The organism is Virgibacillus sp. SK37 (assembly GCF_000725285.1).
Taxonomy (GTDB): domain Bacteria; phylum Bacillota; class Bacilli; order Bacillales; family Amphibacillaceae; genus Virgibacillus_Q.
Window position 1 is genome coordinate 2,609,759 of the sequence record NZ_CP007161.1, and the last position, 18,182, is coordinate 2,627,940.

Genomic DNA, 18,182 nt, shown 5'->3' on the forward strand with positions numbered 1-18,182 from the left:
TGAAATTATTCTTCATAGTCATTAGTGTGATATATTTCATAGTTTGTGCACAGAAGATTTTTTTATCCATTAATTTTTGAGCGCAAAAATGCATCAATAAATGGGTCAATATCTCCATCCATAACTCCTTGAGCATTCCCAACCTCTACATTCGTACGATGGTCCTTTACCATAGAATATGGGTGAAAGACATAGGAGCGAATTTGACTTCCCCAACCAATTTCTTTCTGCTCTCCTCGTATCTCATCAAGTTCCTTCTGTTGTCGCTCAATTTCCAGCTGATAAAGTTTAGATTTTAACATTTTCATTGCTGCTTCCCTATTTTTAATTTGGGAGCGCTCATTTTGACAAGTAACAATTACATTTGTAGGTATGTGAGTGATGCGTACAGCTGAATCCGTTGTATTCACGTGCTGCCCCCCTGCACCACTCGCCCGATACGTATCTATTTTAATATCTTCTGTTTTTACATCGATATCCACATCATCTGTCAATTCTGGCATAATTTCACAAGATACAAATGACGTATGTCTACGTCCAGATGAATCAAATGGAGAAATACGGACTAAACGATGTACGCCTTTTTCAGCTTTCAGATAACCATACGCATTATGTCCTTTAATAAGTAATGTAACGCTTTTAACCCCTGCTTCATCACCAGGAAGGTAATCAAGCGTTTCTACTTTAAAATCTTTACTTTCTGCCCAACGTTGGTACATACGAAGAAGCATACTTGCCCAATCCTGGGATTCAGTCCCGCCTGCTCCCGGATGCAATTCTAGAATAGCGTTGTTTGCATCATAAGGCTCACTTAATAGCATTTGTAATTCAAAATTATTTATTTCCTTTTTTATAACATTTACATCTTCATTTAATTCATCAAACAATTCCTTGTCATTTTCTTCCTTAACAAGCTCAAAGGTCACTTCCAGATCTTCAAGGCGCTCTTCAAGATCTTCAAAGTTGGTAACATATCCCTTTAGCCCATTTACCTCACTAATAACTTTTTGAGCTTCATCCTGGTTATCCCAGAATGATGGTTCAGACATGTTTAATTCCAGTTCTTTAATTCTTGCTCTCTTTTCATCTAAGTCAAAGAGACCCCCTAAAGTCTTCAATTCGTTTTAACATTTTATCTAACTCACTTCTAATTTCTACCAATTCCATTTTCTCACCTCTTCACTATATTTAAAGCATGAAACACTCCCATCATAAGAGGAGTGTTTCGTGTTTACTTACCATGACAGTTTTTATACTTTTTACCACTGCCACATGGACAAGGATCATTCCGACCAACATTACTTTTTTTCACATAAGGCTTATTGGTTTTTTTCTTATCTTCTTGATCACCGGACACTGCTTGTGTATTTTTAACTACTTCCTGGCGTTGTAAATTATCGCGAATTTGTGCCTTCATAATATATTTGGAAACTTCTTCTTCTATATTCTCAATCATGGCTTCAAACATAGCGAAACCTTCCATTTGGTACTCACGAAGCGGATCATTTTGACCGTATGCTCGTAAATGTATTCCTTGACGAAGCTGATCCATTTGGTCAATATGATCCATCCATTTAGAATCAACAGTGCGTAATAAAATAACTTTTTCAAATTCACGCATTTGTTCCTCGGTAAGTTCTTGCTCTTTCTCATCATAGCGACCACGTACTTTTTCCATGATCAGTTCATTCATTTCCTCTGGATCTTTCCCTTTTAAATCCTCTTCTTTAATATCTTCAGGGTCAAGAAGGCTTCCATGTACAAACTCGATAATAGCCTTATAGTCCCAATTACTGTCATCATCATCGCCTGTATGTGTCGCAACCACCCTAGTAACTGTGGATAAAATCATGTTTTCAATAATATCTCTCAGATTTTCATCTGAATCAATTACGTCAAAACGTTGTTTATAAATAATTTCACGCTGTTCCCTTAATACATCGTCATAAGAGAGAACCGTTTTACGTGCATCAAAGTTATTTCCTTCCACACGTTTTTGAGCAGATTCTACAGCACGGGAAACCATTTTACTTTCAATTGGTTGACTATCGTCCATTCCTAGACGTTCCATCATATTTTTCAAATTATCTGAGCCAAACCGACGCATCAGCTCATCTTCCATTGATAAGTAGAATTGAGTTAATCCAGGGTCACCTTGACGACCTGAACGTCCTCTCAACTGATTATCAATTCGGCGCGATTCATGTCGTTCTGTACCGATTACCGCAAGTCCACCTAATTCTTTCACACCTTCACCAAGCTTAATATCGGTTCCACGACCAGCCATGTTAGTTGCAATCGTTACTGCACCTTTTTGACCAGCATTTTCAATAATTTCAGCCTCACGATAGTGGTTTTTAGCGTTCAAAACATTGTGCTTCACCCCAGCTTTTTTTAACAGCTGCGAAATTAACTCAGATGTTTCAACAGCAACCGTACCTACTAATACTGGCTGACCAGCTTCATACCTTTCTTTAATTTCCTCGACTACTGCCTGGAATTTCCCTTGCATGGATTTATAAATTAAATCCGCACGGTCATCTCTAACTATTGGTTTATTTGTTGGTATTGCCAGAACGTCCATATTATAAATATTCCGGAATTCTTCTTCCTCTGTTTTAGCAGTACCCGTCATACCTGCAAGTTTGTTATACATACGGAAGAAGTTTTGGAAAGTGATGGAAGCCAGGGTCATACTTTCATTCTGTATTTGCAGTCCCTCTTTTGCTTCGATTGCTTGATGAAGACCGTCACTGTAACGGCGACCTTTCATTAAACGGCCTGTAAATTGGTCAACAATTACAACTTCTTCGTCCTGTACCACATAGTCTGTATCTCGGTGCATCGAAACATGTGCCTTTAATGCTTGGTTAATGTGATGAGTAAGCGAAACGTTATTTAAATCAAACAAATTTTCAATAGAAAAATATCGTTCAGCCTTGTTAATACCTTCCTCAGTTAACTGAACTCCCTTTGTTTTTTCATCATACGTATAGTCACCCTCACGGTTTAACGTACCTACAAAGCTATTTGCTTGCTGATAAAGAGATGCAGATTTTTTTGCAGAACCAGAGATAATAAGTGGAGTCCTTGCTTCATCAATTAAAATGGAGTCGACTTCATCAATAATGGCATAATTTAAAGGCCGTTGAACCATTTGCTCCTTGTAAAGCACCATATTATCCCGCAAGTAATCAAAACCATATTCATTATTAGTTCCATAAGTTATATCACACAGGTATGCCTCTTTTTTCTCTTCTTTAGTTAATCCATTTCCATTTAAACCGACAGTCAGACCTAGAAAGTGAAAAAGTTCACCCATTTCCTTTGCGTCACGATCTGCTAAGTATTCATTAACTGTTATAATATGCACACCTTTACCTGAAATCGCATTAAGATATGCAGGCATCGTTGAGGCAAGTGTTTTACCTTCCCCTGTTTTCATTTCCGCAATATTACCTTCATGAAGCGCAATGGCACCCATTAGCTGTGTTTGGAAAGGTCTCATACCTAATACGCGTTTGGCAGCTTCTCGTACCACCGCATATGCTTCAACAAGTAAGCTATCCAAATCTTCCCCATTCTGATACCGTTGTTTAAATTCATTTGTTTTCTCTTGTAATTCTGCATCAGACAACTTACTTATATCGACTTCTAATTCCTCTATTTGATCTACTTTTTTTTGTAGTCGGTTAAGCTGCCTTTGATTTCCATCCCCAAAGATCTTCTTAATTAATCCAGCCATAATAAACGCTCCTCAATCTATATAAAAATATAATTCATCATTTCTACATATTTTATATACGTGCTTGCATATTTAATCGTCCATATATAATAATAACACTATCTAAAGTTGGATGACAACTGCATGTACGTTAGAGGGAGAGAATAACAAAAAGAGCAGTCCGGGGATGAACTACTCCTTTTAATGGAAGGATACAGCGAAGATATGTGTGAAAAGTCATTGACTTTCCTGCGAAGGTTAATAAAGTTGAATCATAAGGAGAAACTTTTTCTTTGTTTCTCATGCAGTTGTGTAATTCTTTGATTAGTAGCAGCTATAATCTCAATGAGCTGCGCAATCGTCTCTTCTTGTTTATGAACCTTTCTTGCTAAATTGTCGAGCGCCTCCCTTTCTTCCCTTTTCATTTATTCACCACCTTGTATCTATTGACCTATTTATAACACATATCTAGGTATAAAGGCTAATTGCCATTTTTGAAATTTAGAGTTCGTTTCGACAAGGAATTCTCTTTATTGCAAGGATTTCGACAAGAAATAAATGAATATATCGAAGAATGCAGCAAAACGATTGTCCAAATATACAAATTGGCTATTCGTTCGACAAATATTGACATGGGTAGTATCAATCATAGTCCTAGCCTCGATGCTAATGTAAAAGTTGTTGTATAAACATTACCTAAAACAACTTTCATTATTACGTAGTAGGAGTAAAATGCGAAGGAAAAATACGAAGACTTCTGGGGGAGATGAGGCATAGGCGAGACCCCGGAATGCGTTATAGTGGTTGGAAGGCTAAAGTCGCGACGTCGTGTCGCAACGCCTTCATGACCAACATCGTGTTGGCCCGAGGCTCATCAGCCGCCCCGGAAAAGCGCAGTATTTTTCCATAGCGGCGTTATATAGTCTTGTTACATTAACAGAGAAATAAGTATACTTTAGTTGGGAGTCTATCTATAATTCGAAATATTCTAATCTTCAAAGTATGTTTTGAAGCCATAGACTAAACGATGAGACTCAAAAAGCGATCCTTTATAAGGATCGCTTTTTGTATCAGCATTATTTTTTATTAAGCATTTGGTTCAATTAGTCCATACTTGCCGTCTTTTCTACGGTAAACCACATTTGTTTCGTTTGTAACAGCATTTGTAAAAACGTAAAATGAGTGACCAAGCATATCCATTTGAAGCACAGCTTCTTCAGAATCCATTGGCTTTAAATCAAACCTCTTTGTTCGCACAATATCAATTTCATCTGATTCTTCTTCAACGGCAACATTATTTGCTTCTCTTTCCAGTTCAGCAAACACGTGCTTTGGAGAACCTTCTTGTCTAAATTTACGATTGACTTTTGTTTTATACTTTCTGATTTGTCTTTCAAGTTTATCAACGACCAAGTCGATGGCAGCGTATAAGTCAACATGTTGCACTTCACCGCGCAACAAGAGATTTGTCATTGGAATAGTAACCTCAATTGTCTGCTCATCATTGTAGACACTTAAATTAACATGCACCTCGGATGTTGGGGGTGTATCAAAGTATCTTTCCAGCTTGCTAATCTTCCTCTCTACGTATTCACGTATAGAATCAGTCACCTCAAGATTTTCACCACGAATGTTAAACTTCATAAACGTGTCCTCCTTTCATCCTTATGTATTTATTATACTATGTTTCCCGCCAGAATTCCTGCTTAAACCACTCATTAATTTCTATTATTTATTTTGTTTGTTCCAAACCTTGAGGTAATGCAATTTACATCCTGTTAACAATTAATTATTTTTTTATAATTCTATCATTTAAATCAATAGATAAAAAATAACTTCATAATAATATGAAGTTATTTTTTACTGTCCAAAAACATAGCATCTGAGGAATTTACTTTTTCATATGGATTGATATATTTTCGGTTTGTTCGCTTTTGCTTCTTCACTTGTTGTATTTCTGCTTTTAATTCTGTAAAAATTTCTTGCATCAATTGTTCTATTTCTGTATTAAGCTGGACCAATTTCTTTCCGAGAAGCTCCTCTTCTTTTGTATACGGAGGCTTAATATCTGTTAGATTCTCATCTCTCTTCTCAATTAATTGGTTCACTTGTTCAATAATTTCCGCTCGATTTTTATGGTTTCTTTCCTGATTAAGCACAGCTTGTAATTGTTCTGTTTGTTGAAATAAAACTTCGAGACGGTTCATTATACTTGGGCGCCTTGCACAGGTTGTGCTTTTCTATTCTTCAAAATAACTTCTTTCCACGTGTCTCTAAACTCTGTAATGAGTTCAAGTGCCTCTAAAAGAAATGAAGGGTCATTCTTAATATTTCCCTCTCTAAGCTGGAATTGCATAAACTCATACAGTGGAAGGATCTGCTTGGAAATTTCAACCTTTTGGTCCAAGGTTAACATTAATTCCTGTATTATATTTTGCGCTTTTTGGATATTGGTATTTTTAGCTTCATAATTTTTTTCTTCTAAATCCTTGACTGCTTGTTTAATAAACTTAATGCACCCATTATAGAGCATTAAGGTTAATTCTCCACCGGTTGCAGTATTTACCGCGTTATTTTGGTAGGTTTGGTACGGTTTGTTAAGTGACAACTTTTTCACTCCTTTAAAATTCTATCCCCTCTGGATAAAGCTTTTAATCAATTGCTAAATTTTCTCATCAATCATAAGCCCCATTAATTCTGCCATATCAGCATACATATCCAGCATTTTTCTTGGTGGAATTTCTTTAATTACTTCATCTGTTAACGGATTCACAACTGTTACATAATATTCATTAAGTTTTTCATGAAAAACAAATTTCAAGTCGGTCTTTAACGGTTCTACAAACTCATTTAGTTTCTCTGTTACACTTTTTAATTTATCTTTCGTTATTGTGTTATCAGTTGGTGGCAACGTTTTCCCTTCAAGCCTTATCTGTTGTTGGGATTTTTCAGTATCTGTTAGCAATTGCGTGTTGTTATCTCCCTGAAGTTTAATTTGCTGCGATCCGTGTGATACTTGATCTAATCGCATAATTACATCTCCTCAAACCATCTCGTTTATTCTTTCTATCGGTTTGTTGAGTGAAAACTTAAAGGGGCAAACAGTTATTTTTTATTTTTATTTAAAAATTGTAAAAGATCTGAGGGTACGTTAGCTGCTTGGTCATTTTCATGTTGGATATCCAAGTATATTTCCTTCCGATAAATATCTGTCTTCCTTGGTGCTTCTATTCCGAGCTTAACTTGGTCGCCTTCGATGGATAATACCTTAATTTCAATTTCTTCACCAATCTGAATAGCTTCATTTATTTTCCTCGCCAGTACCAACATAGTTACCTTCCCCCTATATTTGATTTAATATTTGGGTTCAAAGGTGTTTTAACCTGGTAGATTTCTTCCGTAAGAATATATTGTTTCGCCAATTTTCGCGCAGGGTTTAAAATAATGGGTGCCTTCAAATTTAACGTGCTATCTTGAAATGGGTCTTTAACCGTTACGATAGAAAGTACTACGACTTCCTTTTCACTCTGAATGTTTAACTGCTCTATAATATTCTTATCAAGGTCAAATTCATAGTCTTGATATATATAATAAGGGTTTGTGACGATAAAAGCAGTTGTGGGGGTTTGAACTGACTGAAGAATTTGAAAAACAGGATTATCAGGGAAATCGATAAGCAAAAATTTAGTTTCCCCTGGAAATCCCGGCAACCCTGTGTTAAAAAAGATAATTTCATTTTCGTCAATTTCTAGTTCTCCTGAATATTTTGTATCCACTATCATTTCATTTCCTCCTCTATCACACTGTGATATTTACAAAGTCTATCTCCAGACTTGAGTAATTTTTCATTTGCACATCAACACTACCAGCTTTATATCTATGTATAACTTCATTTGGTTGAACATTTATTTCCGGTTTATTTTCTTTTACATTAATATCTACTTTGGCAGGTTGGTAGGTTGTTTTCACGGAAAAATGCGAGGGAATAAATTTTATTCCTAATGATTTCATCCCATCATGACCGTTTTGTTCTGCCTGATTAGCTATAGGGTCACCCTTATTTTCAATTTGCATTAACTCTCTACCTTGCCCGGCACGTCTCTCAATTCCTTCTAAAAGACCTCGACGCCCTTCTCCTGCAAATTTATCGTTCAACTTGAAAACATGCATACGATTCATTTGTTCCCATGCTTGACTTTGGTTTATCATTAATTTTGAAGGGGTTGTCCTGATTTCCATTTTTGCCTTAGGTTGTTGTATGAATAAATCTGCTTTTGGCTGCTCAATCTCCTGTCGTGCTGGTGTTATATTTAATTGAATAGTAGCTGATTGAGATTGTATTCTTATCTGAGGTATTTGCAAGACGTCCCCTCCTCTCTAAATGTGAAAACCCTGCAGTCAAAAGGGTGCAGGGCAAATTTGTTATCCTATCTTAGAAAATCAACTAAAGACGGTTGAATAATCCGTGAGCCTGTAGATAATGCTGCTCGGTGAATACTTTCCTGTGTAATTAATTCTGTAATCGCCTTTTCATAATCAATGTCTTCATTATCCGACATTGCTTTCGTTGCAATAATATTTTGCTCACTCAACCTATTTTCAACTAATTCAAGTCGGTTCATTCGTGCACCAAGATCTGCACGAGAGTTTATAATTTTATTTATACCTTCATCAATATTGGAAATACTTTCTGATACTGTGTCGGAACCCTTACTTAAAGCTTCTTCAAAATCATTCACACTCTGGAAGATATCACCAAAAACTTCTTCTGCATTTACATTTGCTTTTAGTTTAATCCCTTTTGCTACTTCAATATCTACAGAGGAAGAATCGGCAGTGAATGTTCCGTTCTCTAGATTCACAGTTGGCGGCTGATCAGTTTTAGTCCCGTTAAAAATGTATTTTCCGTTCACTTCGGTTTGGGCTATATCTCTTAGATGCTCTTTTAACTGACTTACCTCAGAGCGAATACTTTCAAGCTCTTGAGATTCATTTGTACCGTTACTGGCTTTCACAGCAAGCTCTCGTAAACGTTGCATCGCTTTTGTAGCCTTATCCAAAGCAGCATCAGAATTATCCATCCAATTATTTACTTCAATTGTATTACGTTCAAACTGCTCCACTTCTATCACACGGTTTCGATAATTAATCCCTTTCATCGCAATAACAGGGTCATCCGATGGACGCGTAATTTTTTTTCCTGTGTTAAGTTGATCCATCAAGTTCCCCATTTTATTATAGCTGGAAGAAAGATTTCTTAACATATTATTGGATAGCATGCCTTGTGTTATACGCATTAGTTACCCCTACCTTCCTACTAATCCCATACTGTTAATAATTTTATCCAGCATTTCATCCATTGCTGTCATGCTTCGTGCGGCTGCACTATAGGCATGTTGAAATTTAATCATGTTGGACATTTCTTCATCCAAAGAAACAGAGCTGATGGACATCCTTTGATTTTCTACCTGTAAGCGCAAAACACCGGTGTTGTTCTCCATCCGTTTAGCTTCCTGTGCCTGAACACCCATTTCTCCAATAAGAGATTGATAGAAACTATTTACAGATGTATTCTCCCCAAACGGGTTATTCCCATCTTCATTTACAATTTTTGTATCGTCAAAGACATTGGCGAGATCAGAAGCATTATCGCCATTTCCGGCATTACCATTTGAACTAGCAGCTATTTTGTCTGGATTATCAAGAATGTCTTTATTCACAGTCAAACCACCAGCACCGCTTGTCCCTGGTTTAAATGTAAAGAAATCAAGTCCTTCACTTCCATCTAAACCAACACCTTGTTGATGGACTTTATTGAACTGCTCAGCAAAATTAGTAGCCATCTTGTCTAAATCGGCAAGCATATCCCGATATAATCCAGAACCATCCTCTGACAAACCATATGTATCAGCAAAGCCTTTTAGTGACCCATTCGATTTGGATATATCCATCGAAATGCTTCCTGCCATTACTTCACCTGCATCGTAATCGATAGATAGCTTTTGAATTGCATCAGATTCATCTGCTTCCGCCCCATTTAATAGTTTTACTGCAGGCTCAAATGACTTTCCTTTATCATCAACAATTTCAATGCTGGCTATACCTTGAGCAATATCTTGCGAACTTGTAGAGCTTTTATCATAATCCACTTTAATGTTAACGATACTGGATAATTCATCAATTAAACGATCACGTTCATCATATAAATCATTCGGAAGGTAACCATGTGGCTCAAGTTCGTTTACCTGTTTATTAATATTATGGATCTGTTTTAATAATGAATTTGCATCCGTAATAGTAATATCCATCTGGTTTTTTAAATCAGTCTGTATAGAAGTTAGGGATTCGGATAAATAATTAAACGTATCCGCAACCGCCTTACCTCGTTGGGCCACAACAGATCTCGCTCCCGAATTTTCCGGATTTGAAGAAAGATCCTGGATTGATTGCCAAAATTGCCCCATTGTTTTTGATAAACCACTGTCAGAAGGTTCATTCATTACGCCTTCCAACCTTGTTAAAGCATCTGACATGGTGGACCAGTAACCTGTTTTACTATTCTCCGCTCGGAATTGAACATCCAGATAAGAATCACGTACCCGCTGAATAGAGCCCGTCTGAACCCCTGTCCCCATTTGGCCTGGTAACTCCGGGCGGTTTCTTGCAGCTGCCGGATATGGATTCATTGTTTCAAAGTTAACTCGCTGTCTTGTATATCCTTTTGTATTTGCATTAGAAATATTATGCCCAGTTGTATATAATGCTGACTGCTGTGCAAAAAGAGCCTGTTTGGCCATTTCCAGACCATGAAATGTACTCATATCGTTTACTCCTTTTTAACGCTTATTAAGCTTTCGAATCAAATATGGAACGTTTTTGTGCTTCCGCTCCATATTGCTTCTGATTTCCATAATTTATATTTTGTATAGACGGATTTAACATATCAAGGGATAGTTGAATAAATTTCATAGATTGATTGATTAGCAATTGATTCAACTGCTCTTGTTGCTTCAATTCAGTAATTAATTTCGTTAAGCGAATAGTAATATTGCCAAGCTTTTCTCTTTCATCCACTTGGTCTATATGGTCAAGCAAAAAGGTAATAGAAATATCTTCTTGTGAAATCCCGTTCTTTGCAAACCAGTCACTTACTTGTTTTTCCCTTATGCTCTCTGCCTGCTCCAGCTGCTTAATTTCTTTACGCTCTTGAACAATTACATTCTGCATATTATCTATAGAGCCTTCTTTAATGGCTTCCGTTTTAAGCTTAGATAACTTCAATAAATGTTCATGCACATTTGCTAATTGATGAAGCGATTGAATGATTTGTTGTACGGACAAAACGTCGTCCTCCCTTAAAATCCACTCCAGAAATCAATCATTTTCCGGGCTGTTTTATCATGGTCCACTTTATATTCTCCATTTTCTACCGCTTGTTTTAATTCTTGTACATATGCTGCCCGTTTTGCATTAGGCTTTTCCTTTTCAAGCATTTCCTTTGCCTTGTTGGAAATTTCTAACTGGTCTTTTTTTGGCTCTGCTTTGGTATTCACCTGTTTTTGGAAGTGATTTTTATATGGGTTCATATTCGTATTGTTCGGCCCATTTATACGCATAGTGGCTCACCTCTTCTTAAAATATTATAATTTAGATCACTTATTTTTATCGAACATATAATAGGTATGTGTATTTTTATTTGCTTCTTTTTCTTGTATTTTTCGTTGTTCTTCATTGTGTTTATCAAGATCTTTTCTCAATTCAGCGGAGCAATCATAGCATAGTTTACCAGTTACTATATTAACTCCGCATGACTCACAGGGATAAGCCAACTTTGGAAAATCAGTTGTTCTCAGTCTTTTTTCTTTAATAAATTTTGTAATCAAGATTTCTTCTACCTTTGTTGCTTCAACAATTTCCAGCATGGTCGCTTCCCTGTTCTTTCGTTCGCGTAGAAATTTATAAACCGTATCAAAAGCTTGCTCCTCTTCCTTATAGCAAGCTTGGCATATATCACGTATATTCTTCACAAAAACCGCATCACAGCGTGAGCAATTTGCTAACTCAGCCATTAAATTTCGCCTCACTTTATTCATTATAGCATATACTTACTAACCACGAATCAATGTATAGGTATAAACATTCGGACATCCATTTCCCTTTAGTAATCTGGCAGCATGTCGTAATGTCGTACCAGTTGTATATATATCATCGACAAGAATAACCGTTTTGTTAATACTTTTTCTTAAAATAAATGGATTCTCCATTGAAATTCTTTCATATCTTGTCTTCTTCGCTTGTTTTTCCCCATGTAACCTCTCTAATACAGGGTCCGTTTTTAGCTGTATGAAATCTGCTAATACCTCGGCTTGGTTAAACCCTCGTTCACTAAATCTTTGTTTGCTAAGAGGAATTGGGACAATAACTGATTTTTTCTTATCTAAAAAAGAGAATCTCTTAATATATTCCTTTTCAAATTCATATTGAAATATTTTTGCTAATTGATAATCTCCGCGGTACTTCCATTTAGCGACAACCTCCTGCATAAACGAATTGTACGTATAGAGTGATGCGTTAAATGTAATGGAGACCTCTTTCTCATAATCCTCCCACTTCAAACAATCTGCACACTTTTTCACACTAGATACACGGGAGCAAACACTGCAGCGATCCCCATTAATTTTTATTAGTTGGCTTTCACAGTTCATACAAAGCCTTTTAGGATTATAAAGATGAACAAAATTACCCCAATGTACTTCGGTGATGATTTCTTCATGACACCATAAGCAATACATCAGATAAACCCTCCCCGTTTATTCATTGACTTAATCGCATCAATTGCGTGAACCATTGCATTGGTTTTGCCATTATGAAAGAAAACCACTTCACCTTTAGGGTCGTCTGGACTTCTCCCTGCCCTGCCTGCAATTTGAACAAGTGCAGCCTCATCAAATACACGATGGCCTGCATCTAAAATAGCTACATCCACGGAAGGGAAAGTGACCCCCCTTTCCAAAGTGGTCGTCGTTATTAATATATCTATTTTTTTATCTCTGAATAACTGGACTTTTTCCTTACGTAGAGGATCTGAAGCATGGACACACATTATTTTATCCTTTGACTCAAGTAATTTTTGTTGGAGAAATTGCGCAATACTGTTCTTATATAATTGTTCAACTAGTTCTATGGTAGGTACAAAAAGAAGCAATTGACGATGTGGGCTGGAACGTTTTTTCATCCAATTTAATAATACGTCAGGAACACGGTTGGCTTGGGTGTCTTTTTTTAGACTTGTACATGTTTTTAGAATGGGGACTGGTAGCGGGTGGCCATGAAATCGTGCAGGTACGAATACGTGTGGAAGTTGCTTCATCCATAAGCGAAACTGTTGATTTCTCCTGGGGGTTGCTGTCAAAAAAACCGTTGTACTTTGAGTTGAATGTAAAGATCTTTTAGCAGCGTAAGGAAGCGAGGGATCATTATGGAAGGGGAAAGCGTCCACTTCGTCAATTATTAAAAGGTGAAAAGCAGCTTTAAACCGCAGCAATTGATGAGTCGTAGATATTATCAGCTGGGCATTGCCCGTTTTTTCTTCACTACCACCATATAATCCCTGTATATTTACATTCTTGAAGGCATTTCTTATTCTCGGTAGCAGTTCTTGGACAACATCTGCTCTAGGTGTGGCTAGACAAACTCGCATTCCTGAACGGAGGGCTTCTGCTATGCCAGGAAAAAGCATTTCCGTCTTTCCTGCGCCGCACACCGCCCATACAAGTAACTCCTCCTCTTTATTTGTAATTGCGGAAACAATACGATCAGAAGCTTTTTGCTGGAGAGCTGTAAGTTCCCCTTCCCAAGTACATGGTTTGTCTATTATGGGCCAAACCACCTTTTTACCATTCCAATAATAGAGTGGTTCGCATTCCATCACCCGGCCCATTTCTATGCATTTTCGGCAATATAAATGAGTTTTATCACATTGTTTACAAGGGAGTATTCCAAATAAATATTTTTTTCGATTACCGCACCGTTGGCAGATAGCTGAAAATAGTTGTTTTTCTATAGAAGGGATTGGCATAAGTGCGCCATCAGCAAGAAATTGTTCAAACTGTTTATCATCTAGTGGCAGTTCGTTTCGAAGTAGAAGCTTACCAGCAAGCTGGTGGGAGAACGCAGATTCTAAAGCACCTTCATGTTTTGTCAATTAAATTATTTCCTCTCTAAATTATTTTTAACACCATTAATATAGAAAACCACCACCCTGTAATCGGATGGTAGCTATAGTATTATTTACTTTTCATACCAACATACTCCAAGAGCACCTTCACCTAAATGGGTTCCTATAACAGGACCAAAATAGCTAATGAATGTTTCCATGCTAGGGTACGCTTTTAGGAAGTCTCGCTGCAGTTCTTCTGCGGCGTGCAGGTTGTTAGCATGAATAAAGACAACTTTTAATTGCTTACCTTTATCTGCTTCTTCCTTCAACATACTCATAATTCTGTTTAGGGCTTTTTTACGTGTACGAATTTTTTCAAATGGCACAATAACTTTATCAACAAAATGCAACACTGGTTTAACCTGCAGTAGACTTCCTACCAAAGCTTGTGCTCCGTTCAAACGGCCTCCCCGCTGTAAATTACTTAGATCATCAACCATAAAGTATGCACGCAAGCTCTTTTTCATTTCATTGAGTCGAGCAATAATTTCTTGTGGTTCTTTCTCGTTTCGCGCCATTTCAGCTGCTTCTAATACGTAAAAGCCTTGAGCCATTGCGCTAATCTCTGAATCATAAGCAAATACTTCAATTCCGTCGACCATCTCTCCAGCACTGACTACAGCTTGATATGTGCCGCTTATCCCACTGGATAGATGAATGGAGATTACTGCGTCATATTCTTTTGCTAATGCTTCTAGTTCAGCTGTAATATAGCCAATGGAAGGCTGGGAAGTCTTGGGTAATTGCTTCGCTTCATTTATTTTCTTATAAAATTCTTCCGTAGTAATATCCATTTCCTCCTGGTAGGAGGTGTCCTCAAATACTACGCTTAATGGGACCATATGTATCGCATACTTATTTCGTATGTTTTCAGGGATATATGCCGTACTATCTGTCATCACAGCAACCTTCATATTACCTTCTCCTCTACTATAAAAACTATCTCTATCTGTAAACTCTATCATTTTTACATATGTATGTTTATTCTACACTAAGATATAAGAAAAATAAACAAACAGAAGGAAGATGAACAACCTGAATCCGTTGCTATGATTAAACTTTAGGTTTGTAAATGAAAATTTCTTAGTTAAGCGACAATGTTGATCAGGACTATAGAAAAAATCAAAAACATATGATGAACGAGGAAGTTCTAAAATACTAAAGCCTAATAGTAAAAGACCGGGCTGATACGAATTATTGCTTGGAATTCGTATCAGCCCGGCTTTTATTTTGTTTAACTAATGTGGGTGATTTTATTTTTGTAGTAATCTACTCAAGTATTGGCTAGAAGGTCAGTAAGTTGACTAGACAACCTCTACCCAGCCTTTACGAATGGCAGATACTACGGCTTGAGTACGGTCATTTACATTCATTTTCTGCAGGATATTACTAACATGGTTCTTTACCGTCTTTTCGCTGATGTACAAGGTTTCGGCTACTGCCCGATTGCTTTTTCCATCTGCGAGTAGCTGTAGAACCTGACATTCCCGTTTTGTAAGTAAGTGAAGCGGCTTACGATATTCCATGCCATTATCTTTTGCACTTGACGCATTCTCTTTAGCCAATCGTCGGTATTCCATGACAAGATTATGGGTCACTTTCGGATGCAGATAAGATCCACCTTCACTAACTACTTTTATTGCTTCAATAAGAGCATCCGAATCCATTTCCTTCAAAAGGTATCCCTGTGCTCCTGTTTTAAGTGCATGTGTAACATAACTTTCATCATCATGTATAGAGAGTATGATAACCCGTGTTTTAGGGAAATAACGAACAAGATCCGCTGTAGCTTGGACTCCATTCATATTCGGCATATTAATATCCATTAATACAACATCAGGATTATTTTCTTTTACGATACGGGATGCTTCGGAACCATCGTCCCCTTCAGCAACAACTTCAAATGTTGGTTCGAACTCCAGAATTCGTTTTACACCTTCTCTGAACAATTTATGATCGTCAATAAGTACAATCTGTGTTTTCTTTTCTTCTGTCTTCATCTTATGTTCCTCCTACATCCATTCCCCTTATTTTTGTGTTTGCCCTATTATAATTATTAAACCTCTTCAAACGAAATCTTTGTCTTTATTTATATCGGTAATTTTATCATAATCTAAAATTTATTATGCTCCGTTTTCCTCTATGCTGGATTATACGGAACTTTAATCAAAATCATCGTGCCTTTACCTGGTTGAGAATTAATAGTTAACGTGCCGTGAAGCATTTCCACTCGCTCTCGCATTCCAATTAATCCAAATGACTTGTCCTTTTTTAATGAAGGATCAAATCCCTTGCCATTATCCTTAATTACCATAATTAAGTTATCTTTTTTAATTTCCAGCTTTACTTGAATTAAGGAAGCTTCAGCATGTTTAACCGCGTTCTGTAAGGCTTCTTGAACAAGACGAAAGAAGGCAATCTCATAATTCTGATTTAATCTGGTTTCTTCGCCAATGGATGTAAACTCAATCTCTATATTGTTATATTCTGCTATAGTAGCAATGTACTTTTTAAGTGTTGGCAAAAGTCCAAGGTCATCTAGTGCCATCGGTCGTAAATCATAAATAATTCTTCTAACTTCATATAGAGAAGAACGAATCATTTTGCGTACATTCTTAATTTCTATTAAACCTTGATTAATATCTTTTTGACGAAAGGTTCTATCCACAAGCTCTGATCTCAATAAGATATTAGCTAGCATTTGTGCAGGCCCATCATGAATCTCTCTGGAAATCTTTCGACGTTCTTCCTCTTGGGCTTCAATAATCTTCAAACCAAATTCCTGCTTTTCTTTTGCTTCTTCAATCATTTCATTCACTTGTTGGAAGTCATCGTGCAAATAATTGAGCACGACAGATATTTTACCGGCTAGTCCTTCAGCCCTGTCAATCGTCTGGCTTAACGCTACCAATCTTCTTTCTAAGTCATCACGCTTTTCACGTAATGATTTCTCCTCCTGCCGCATCATTGCTAGCTTTGTTTGCATTTCATGTGTATATTCATACACTTCTCTTATTTCATTTTCACTGTATCGATCAAAATATTTACTTACCTCAGCTAATCGTTCGCGGGAAAATCTGACCTTTTGTTCAAGTTGATCGCCATCTTCAATGTGTTGCACTACCTTGAACTTTGTTTCGGTTAGTTCTCTAACCAAATGCTCATGTTCCGTTCGTGCTCCTTCACTAATATTAAAAATTTCATCTTTGCTGTTTTCCACTACTTCGACCATTTCTTGAATGATGGAATCTAAAGCAGTCTCACTAATTTTCTGTGCCAACATTTCCCACCAACCTATGCTATAATTATACGTATAACTTTCAATTTTTTATAGGGTCTTTTATCATATATCATGAAACTTCTGCATGCTACTTTTCTCCCGTTTTTTAAAACAAAACCACCTGTTTATTACAAACTAACATACAGCTCTATGTATATATAATGGCTGTTCAGGAGGTGAATTGCAAGATGTTAGAGAAATATTTTACAGTTAAAGAGAATGGAATGGACGAAATTGTTATTCAAAAGTCTAAATTTATCGGCTATGTCCGAAGAGTGGAAACAGAGGAAGCAGCCCAGGCTTTCATTCAGGAAATTAAGAAAAGGCACCATGATGCAACACATAATTGCTCTGCCTACATGATTGGTGAGCATGACCAAATTCAGAAAGCGAACGATGATGGAGAGCCTAGTGGTACAGCAGGTGTGCCCATTTTGGAAGTGTTAAAAAAACAACAATTGAAGGACACTGCGGTAGTTGTAACAAGGTATTTCGGAGGCATTAAGCTTGGAGCTGGAGGCCTAATCCGTGCATATAGCAGCGCAACCTCACAAGCCATTCGTACGACAGGAATTGTCAAACGCCAGCTTATGCAAGGTTTCTCTTTAACTATTGATTATACGTTATTGGGAAAATTGGAAAATGAACTCCGTCAAACTAATTATATCTTGGACACAATCAATTACTTGGATAAAGTGGAAATGATTGTTTATGTAAAAATAAGCGAGGTGGATCACTTTCAAGAATGGATTATCAATTTGACAAGTGACCAAGCTCTAATTGAAAAGAAAAATACCACCTACATAGAAATAGATGTAGAGTCTACCTCAGAAACATAAGCAGGTTCTGACTTTATCATTTTCTAAGCAATAAAAAACCGAACTAATTCGAGGTATAACTTTACGATTTCGGATTAGTTCGGCTAGTATGATTTTCTATCTCAATAACTAGGGCTAAAA

Annotated in this window: 21 protein-coding genes; 1 reads left to right on the forward strand and 20 read right to left on the reverse strand. The window is 36.9% G+C overall.

The window, feature by feature from the left end:
* Positions 1–62 precede the first annotated feature (62 nt).
* The 20 genes from prfB to X953_RS13455 all read right to left on the reverse strand — a co-directional run bounded on the left by prfB (position 63) and on the right by X953_RS13455 (position 17,223).
* Positions 63–1,167, reverse strand: a protein-coding gene (prfB, locus tag X953_RS13365) for a peptide chain release factor 2 (protein ID WP_156958489.1) whose coding sequence is annotated in 2 segments (ribosomal slippage) — positions 63–1,094 and positions 1,096–1,167 — 1,104 coding nt in all. Because the reading frame shifts where the segments join, the coding sequence is not laid out codon by codon here.
* 64 nt (positions 1,168–1,231) lie between these two features.
* Positions 1,232–3,745, reverse strand: coding sequence for a preprotein translocase subunit SecA (gene secA, locus X953_RS13370; protein ID WP_040956039.1), 2,514 nt, complete (start codon positions 3,743–3,745; stop codon positions 1,232–1,234).
* A 251-nt stretch (positions 3,746–3,996) separates the two neighbouring features.
* Entirely contained in the window at positions 3,997–4,149 is a 153-nt protein-coding gene (locus X953_RS19840; RefSeq protein WP_156958490.1) for a hypothetical protein, read from the reverse strand.
* A gap of 661 nt (positions 4,150–4,810) precedes the next feature.
* On the reverse strand, positions 4,811–5,368 hold the full coding sequence (gene hpf, locus X953_RS13375) for a ribosome hibernation-promoting factor, HPF/YfiA family (protein WP_040956040.1): 558 nt from the start codon (positions 5,366–5,368) through the stop codon (positions 4,811–4,813).
* Between the two features lie 209 nt (positions 5,369–5,577).
* Positions 5,578–5,931 carry a flagellar protein FliT gene (locus tag X953_RS13380; RefSeq protein ID WP_040956041.1) on the reverse strand — a complete coding sequence of 118 codons (354 nt, stop codon included), beginning with the start codon at positions 5,929–5,931 and terminating at the stop codon, positions 5,578–5,580.
* The gene (gene fliS / locus X953_RS13385) at positions 5,931–6,332 is read right to left on the reverse strand and encodes a flagellar export chaperone FliS (protein ID WP_040956042.1); all 402 of its coding nucleotides are present in this window, start codon (positions 6,330–6,332) and stop codon (positions 5,931–5,933) included. The genes X953_RS13380 and fliS overlap by 1 nt, the downstream gene beginning before the upstream one ends.
* Before the next feature lie 54 nt (positions 6,333–6,386).
* Positions 6,387–6,755 (reverse strand): flagellar protein FlaG, encoded by a 369-nt coding sequence (flaG, locus tag X953_RS13390; RefSeq protein ID WP_040956043.1) that lies wholly within the window; start codon positions 6,753–6,755, stop codon positions 6,387–6,389.
* A 74-nt stretch (positions 6,756–6,829) separates the two neighbouring features.
* Complete coding sequence (gene csrA, locus X953_RS13395; protein WP_040956044.1) at positions 6,830–7,054, reverse strand: carbon storage regulator CsrA; 225 nt, start codon at positions 7,052–7,054, stop codon at positions 6,830–6,832.
* 2 nt (positions 7,055–7,056) lie between these two features.
* Complete coding sequence (fliW, locus tag X953_RS13400) at positions 7,057–7,506, reverse strand: flagellar assembly protein FliW (protein WP_040956045.1); 450 nt, start codon at positions 7,504–7,506, stop codon at positions 7,057–7,059.
* A gap of 16 nt (positions 7,507–7,522) precedes the next feature.
* The gene (locus X953_RS13405) at positions 7,523–8,086 is read right to left on the reverse strand and encodes a DUF6470 family protein (RefSeq protein WP_040956046.1); all 564 of its coding nucleotides are present in this window, start codon (positions 8,084–8,086) and stop codon (positions 7,523–7,525) included.
* A 65-nt stretch (positions 8,087–8,151) separates the two neighbouring features.
* The gene (gene flgL, locus X953_RS13410; protein WP_040956047.1) at positions 8,152–9,021 is read right to left on the reverse strand and encodes a flagellar hook-associated protein FlgL; all 870 of its coding nucleotides are present in this window, start codon (positions 9,019–9,021) and stop codon (positions 8,152–8,154) included.
* A gap of 9 nt (positions 9,022–9,030) precedes the next feature.
* Entirely contained in the window at positions 9,031–10,545 is a 1,515-nt protein-coding gene (gene flgK / locus X953_RS13415; RefSeq protein ID WP_040956048.1) for a flagellar hook-associated protein FlgK, read from the reverse strand.
* Between the two features lie 25 nt (positions 10,546–10,570).
* Positions 10,571–11,065, reverse strand: coding sequence for a flagellar protein FlgN (locus X953_RS13420; RefSeq protein WP_040956049.1), 495 nt, complete (start codon positions 11,063–11,065; stop codon positions 10,571–10,573).
* A 14-nt stretch (positions 11,066–11,079) separates the two neighbouring features.
* Positions 11,080–11,340 carry a flagellar biosynthesis anti-sigma factor FlgM gene (gene flgM / locus X953_RS13425; RefSeq protein WP_040956050.1) on the reverse strand — a complete coding sequence of 87 codons (261 nt, stop codon included), beginning with the start codon at positions 11,338–11,340 and terminating at the stop codon, positions 11,080–11,082.
* A gap of 36 nt (positions 11,341–11,376) precedes the next feature.
* Positions 11,377–11,793, reverse strand: a complete 417-nt coding sequence (locus X953_RS13430; RefSeq protein ID WP_040956051.1) for a TIGR03826 family flagellar region protein — start codon at positions 11,791–11,793, stop codon at positions 11,377–11,379.
* Positions 11,794–11,832: 39 nt separating this feature from the next.
* Complete coding sequence (locus X953_RS13435) at positions 11,833–12,516, reverse strand: ComF family protein (protein WP_040956052.1); 684 nt, start codon at positions 12,514–12,516, stop codon at positions 11,833–11,835.
* Positions 12,516–13,928: a DEAD/DEAH box helicase gene (locus X953_RS13440; RefSeq protein WP_040956053.1), complete on the reverse strand. Its 1,413-nt coding sequence runs from the start codon at positions 13,926–13,928 to the stop codon at positions 12,516–12,518. Before X953_RS13440 ends, X953_RS13435 begins: the two co-directional genes overlap by 1 nt.
* An 86-nt stretch (positions 13,929–14,014) precedes the next feature.
* Complete coding sequence (locus X953_RS13445) at positions 14,015–14,857, reverse strand: DegV family protein (RefSeq protein ID WP_040956054.1); 843 nt, start codon at positions 14,855–14,857, stop codon at positions 14,015–14,017.
* Between the two features lie 390 nt (positions 14,858–15,247).
* Positions 15,248–15,943, reverse strand: a complete 696-nt coding sequence (locus tag X953_RS13450) for a response regulator transcription factor (RefSeq protein ID WP_040956055.1) — start codon at positions 15,941–15,943, stop codon at positions 15,248–15,250.
* A gap of 140 nt (positions 15,944–16,083) precedes the next feature.
* Positions 16,084–17,223, reverse strand: coding sequence for a sensor histidine kinase (locus X953_RS13455; RefSeq protein ID WP_040956056.1), 1,140 nt, complete (start codon positions 17,221–17,223; stop codon positions 16,084–16,086).
* A gap of 188 nt (positions 17,224–17,411) precedes the next feature.
* Between X953_RS13455 and X953_RS13460 the strand changes: the two genes are divergently transcribed.
* Positions 17,412–18,062 carry a YigZ family protein gene (locus X953_RS13460; protein WP_040956057.1) on the forward strand — a complete coding sequence of 217 codons (651 nt, stop codon included), beginning with the start codon at positions 17,412–17,414 and terminating at the stop codon, positions 18,060–18,062.
* The last annotated feature ends 120 nt before the right edge of the window (positions 18,063–18,182 follow it).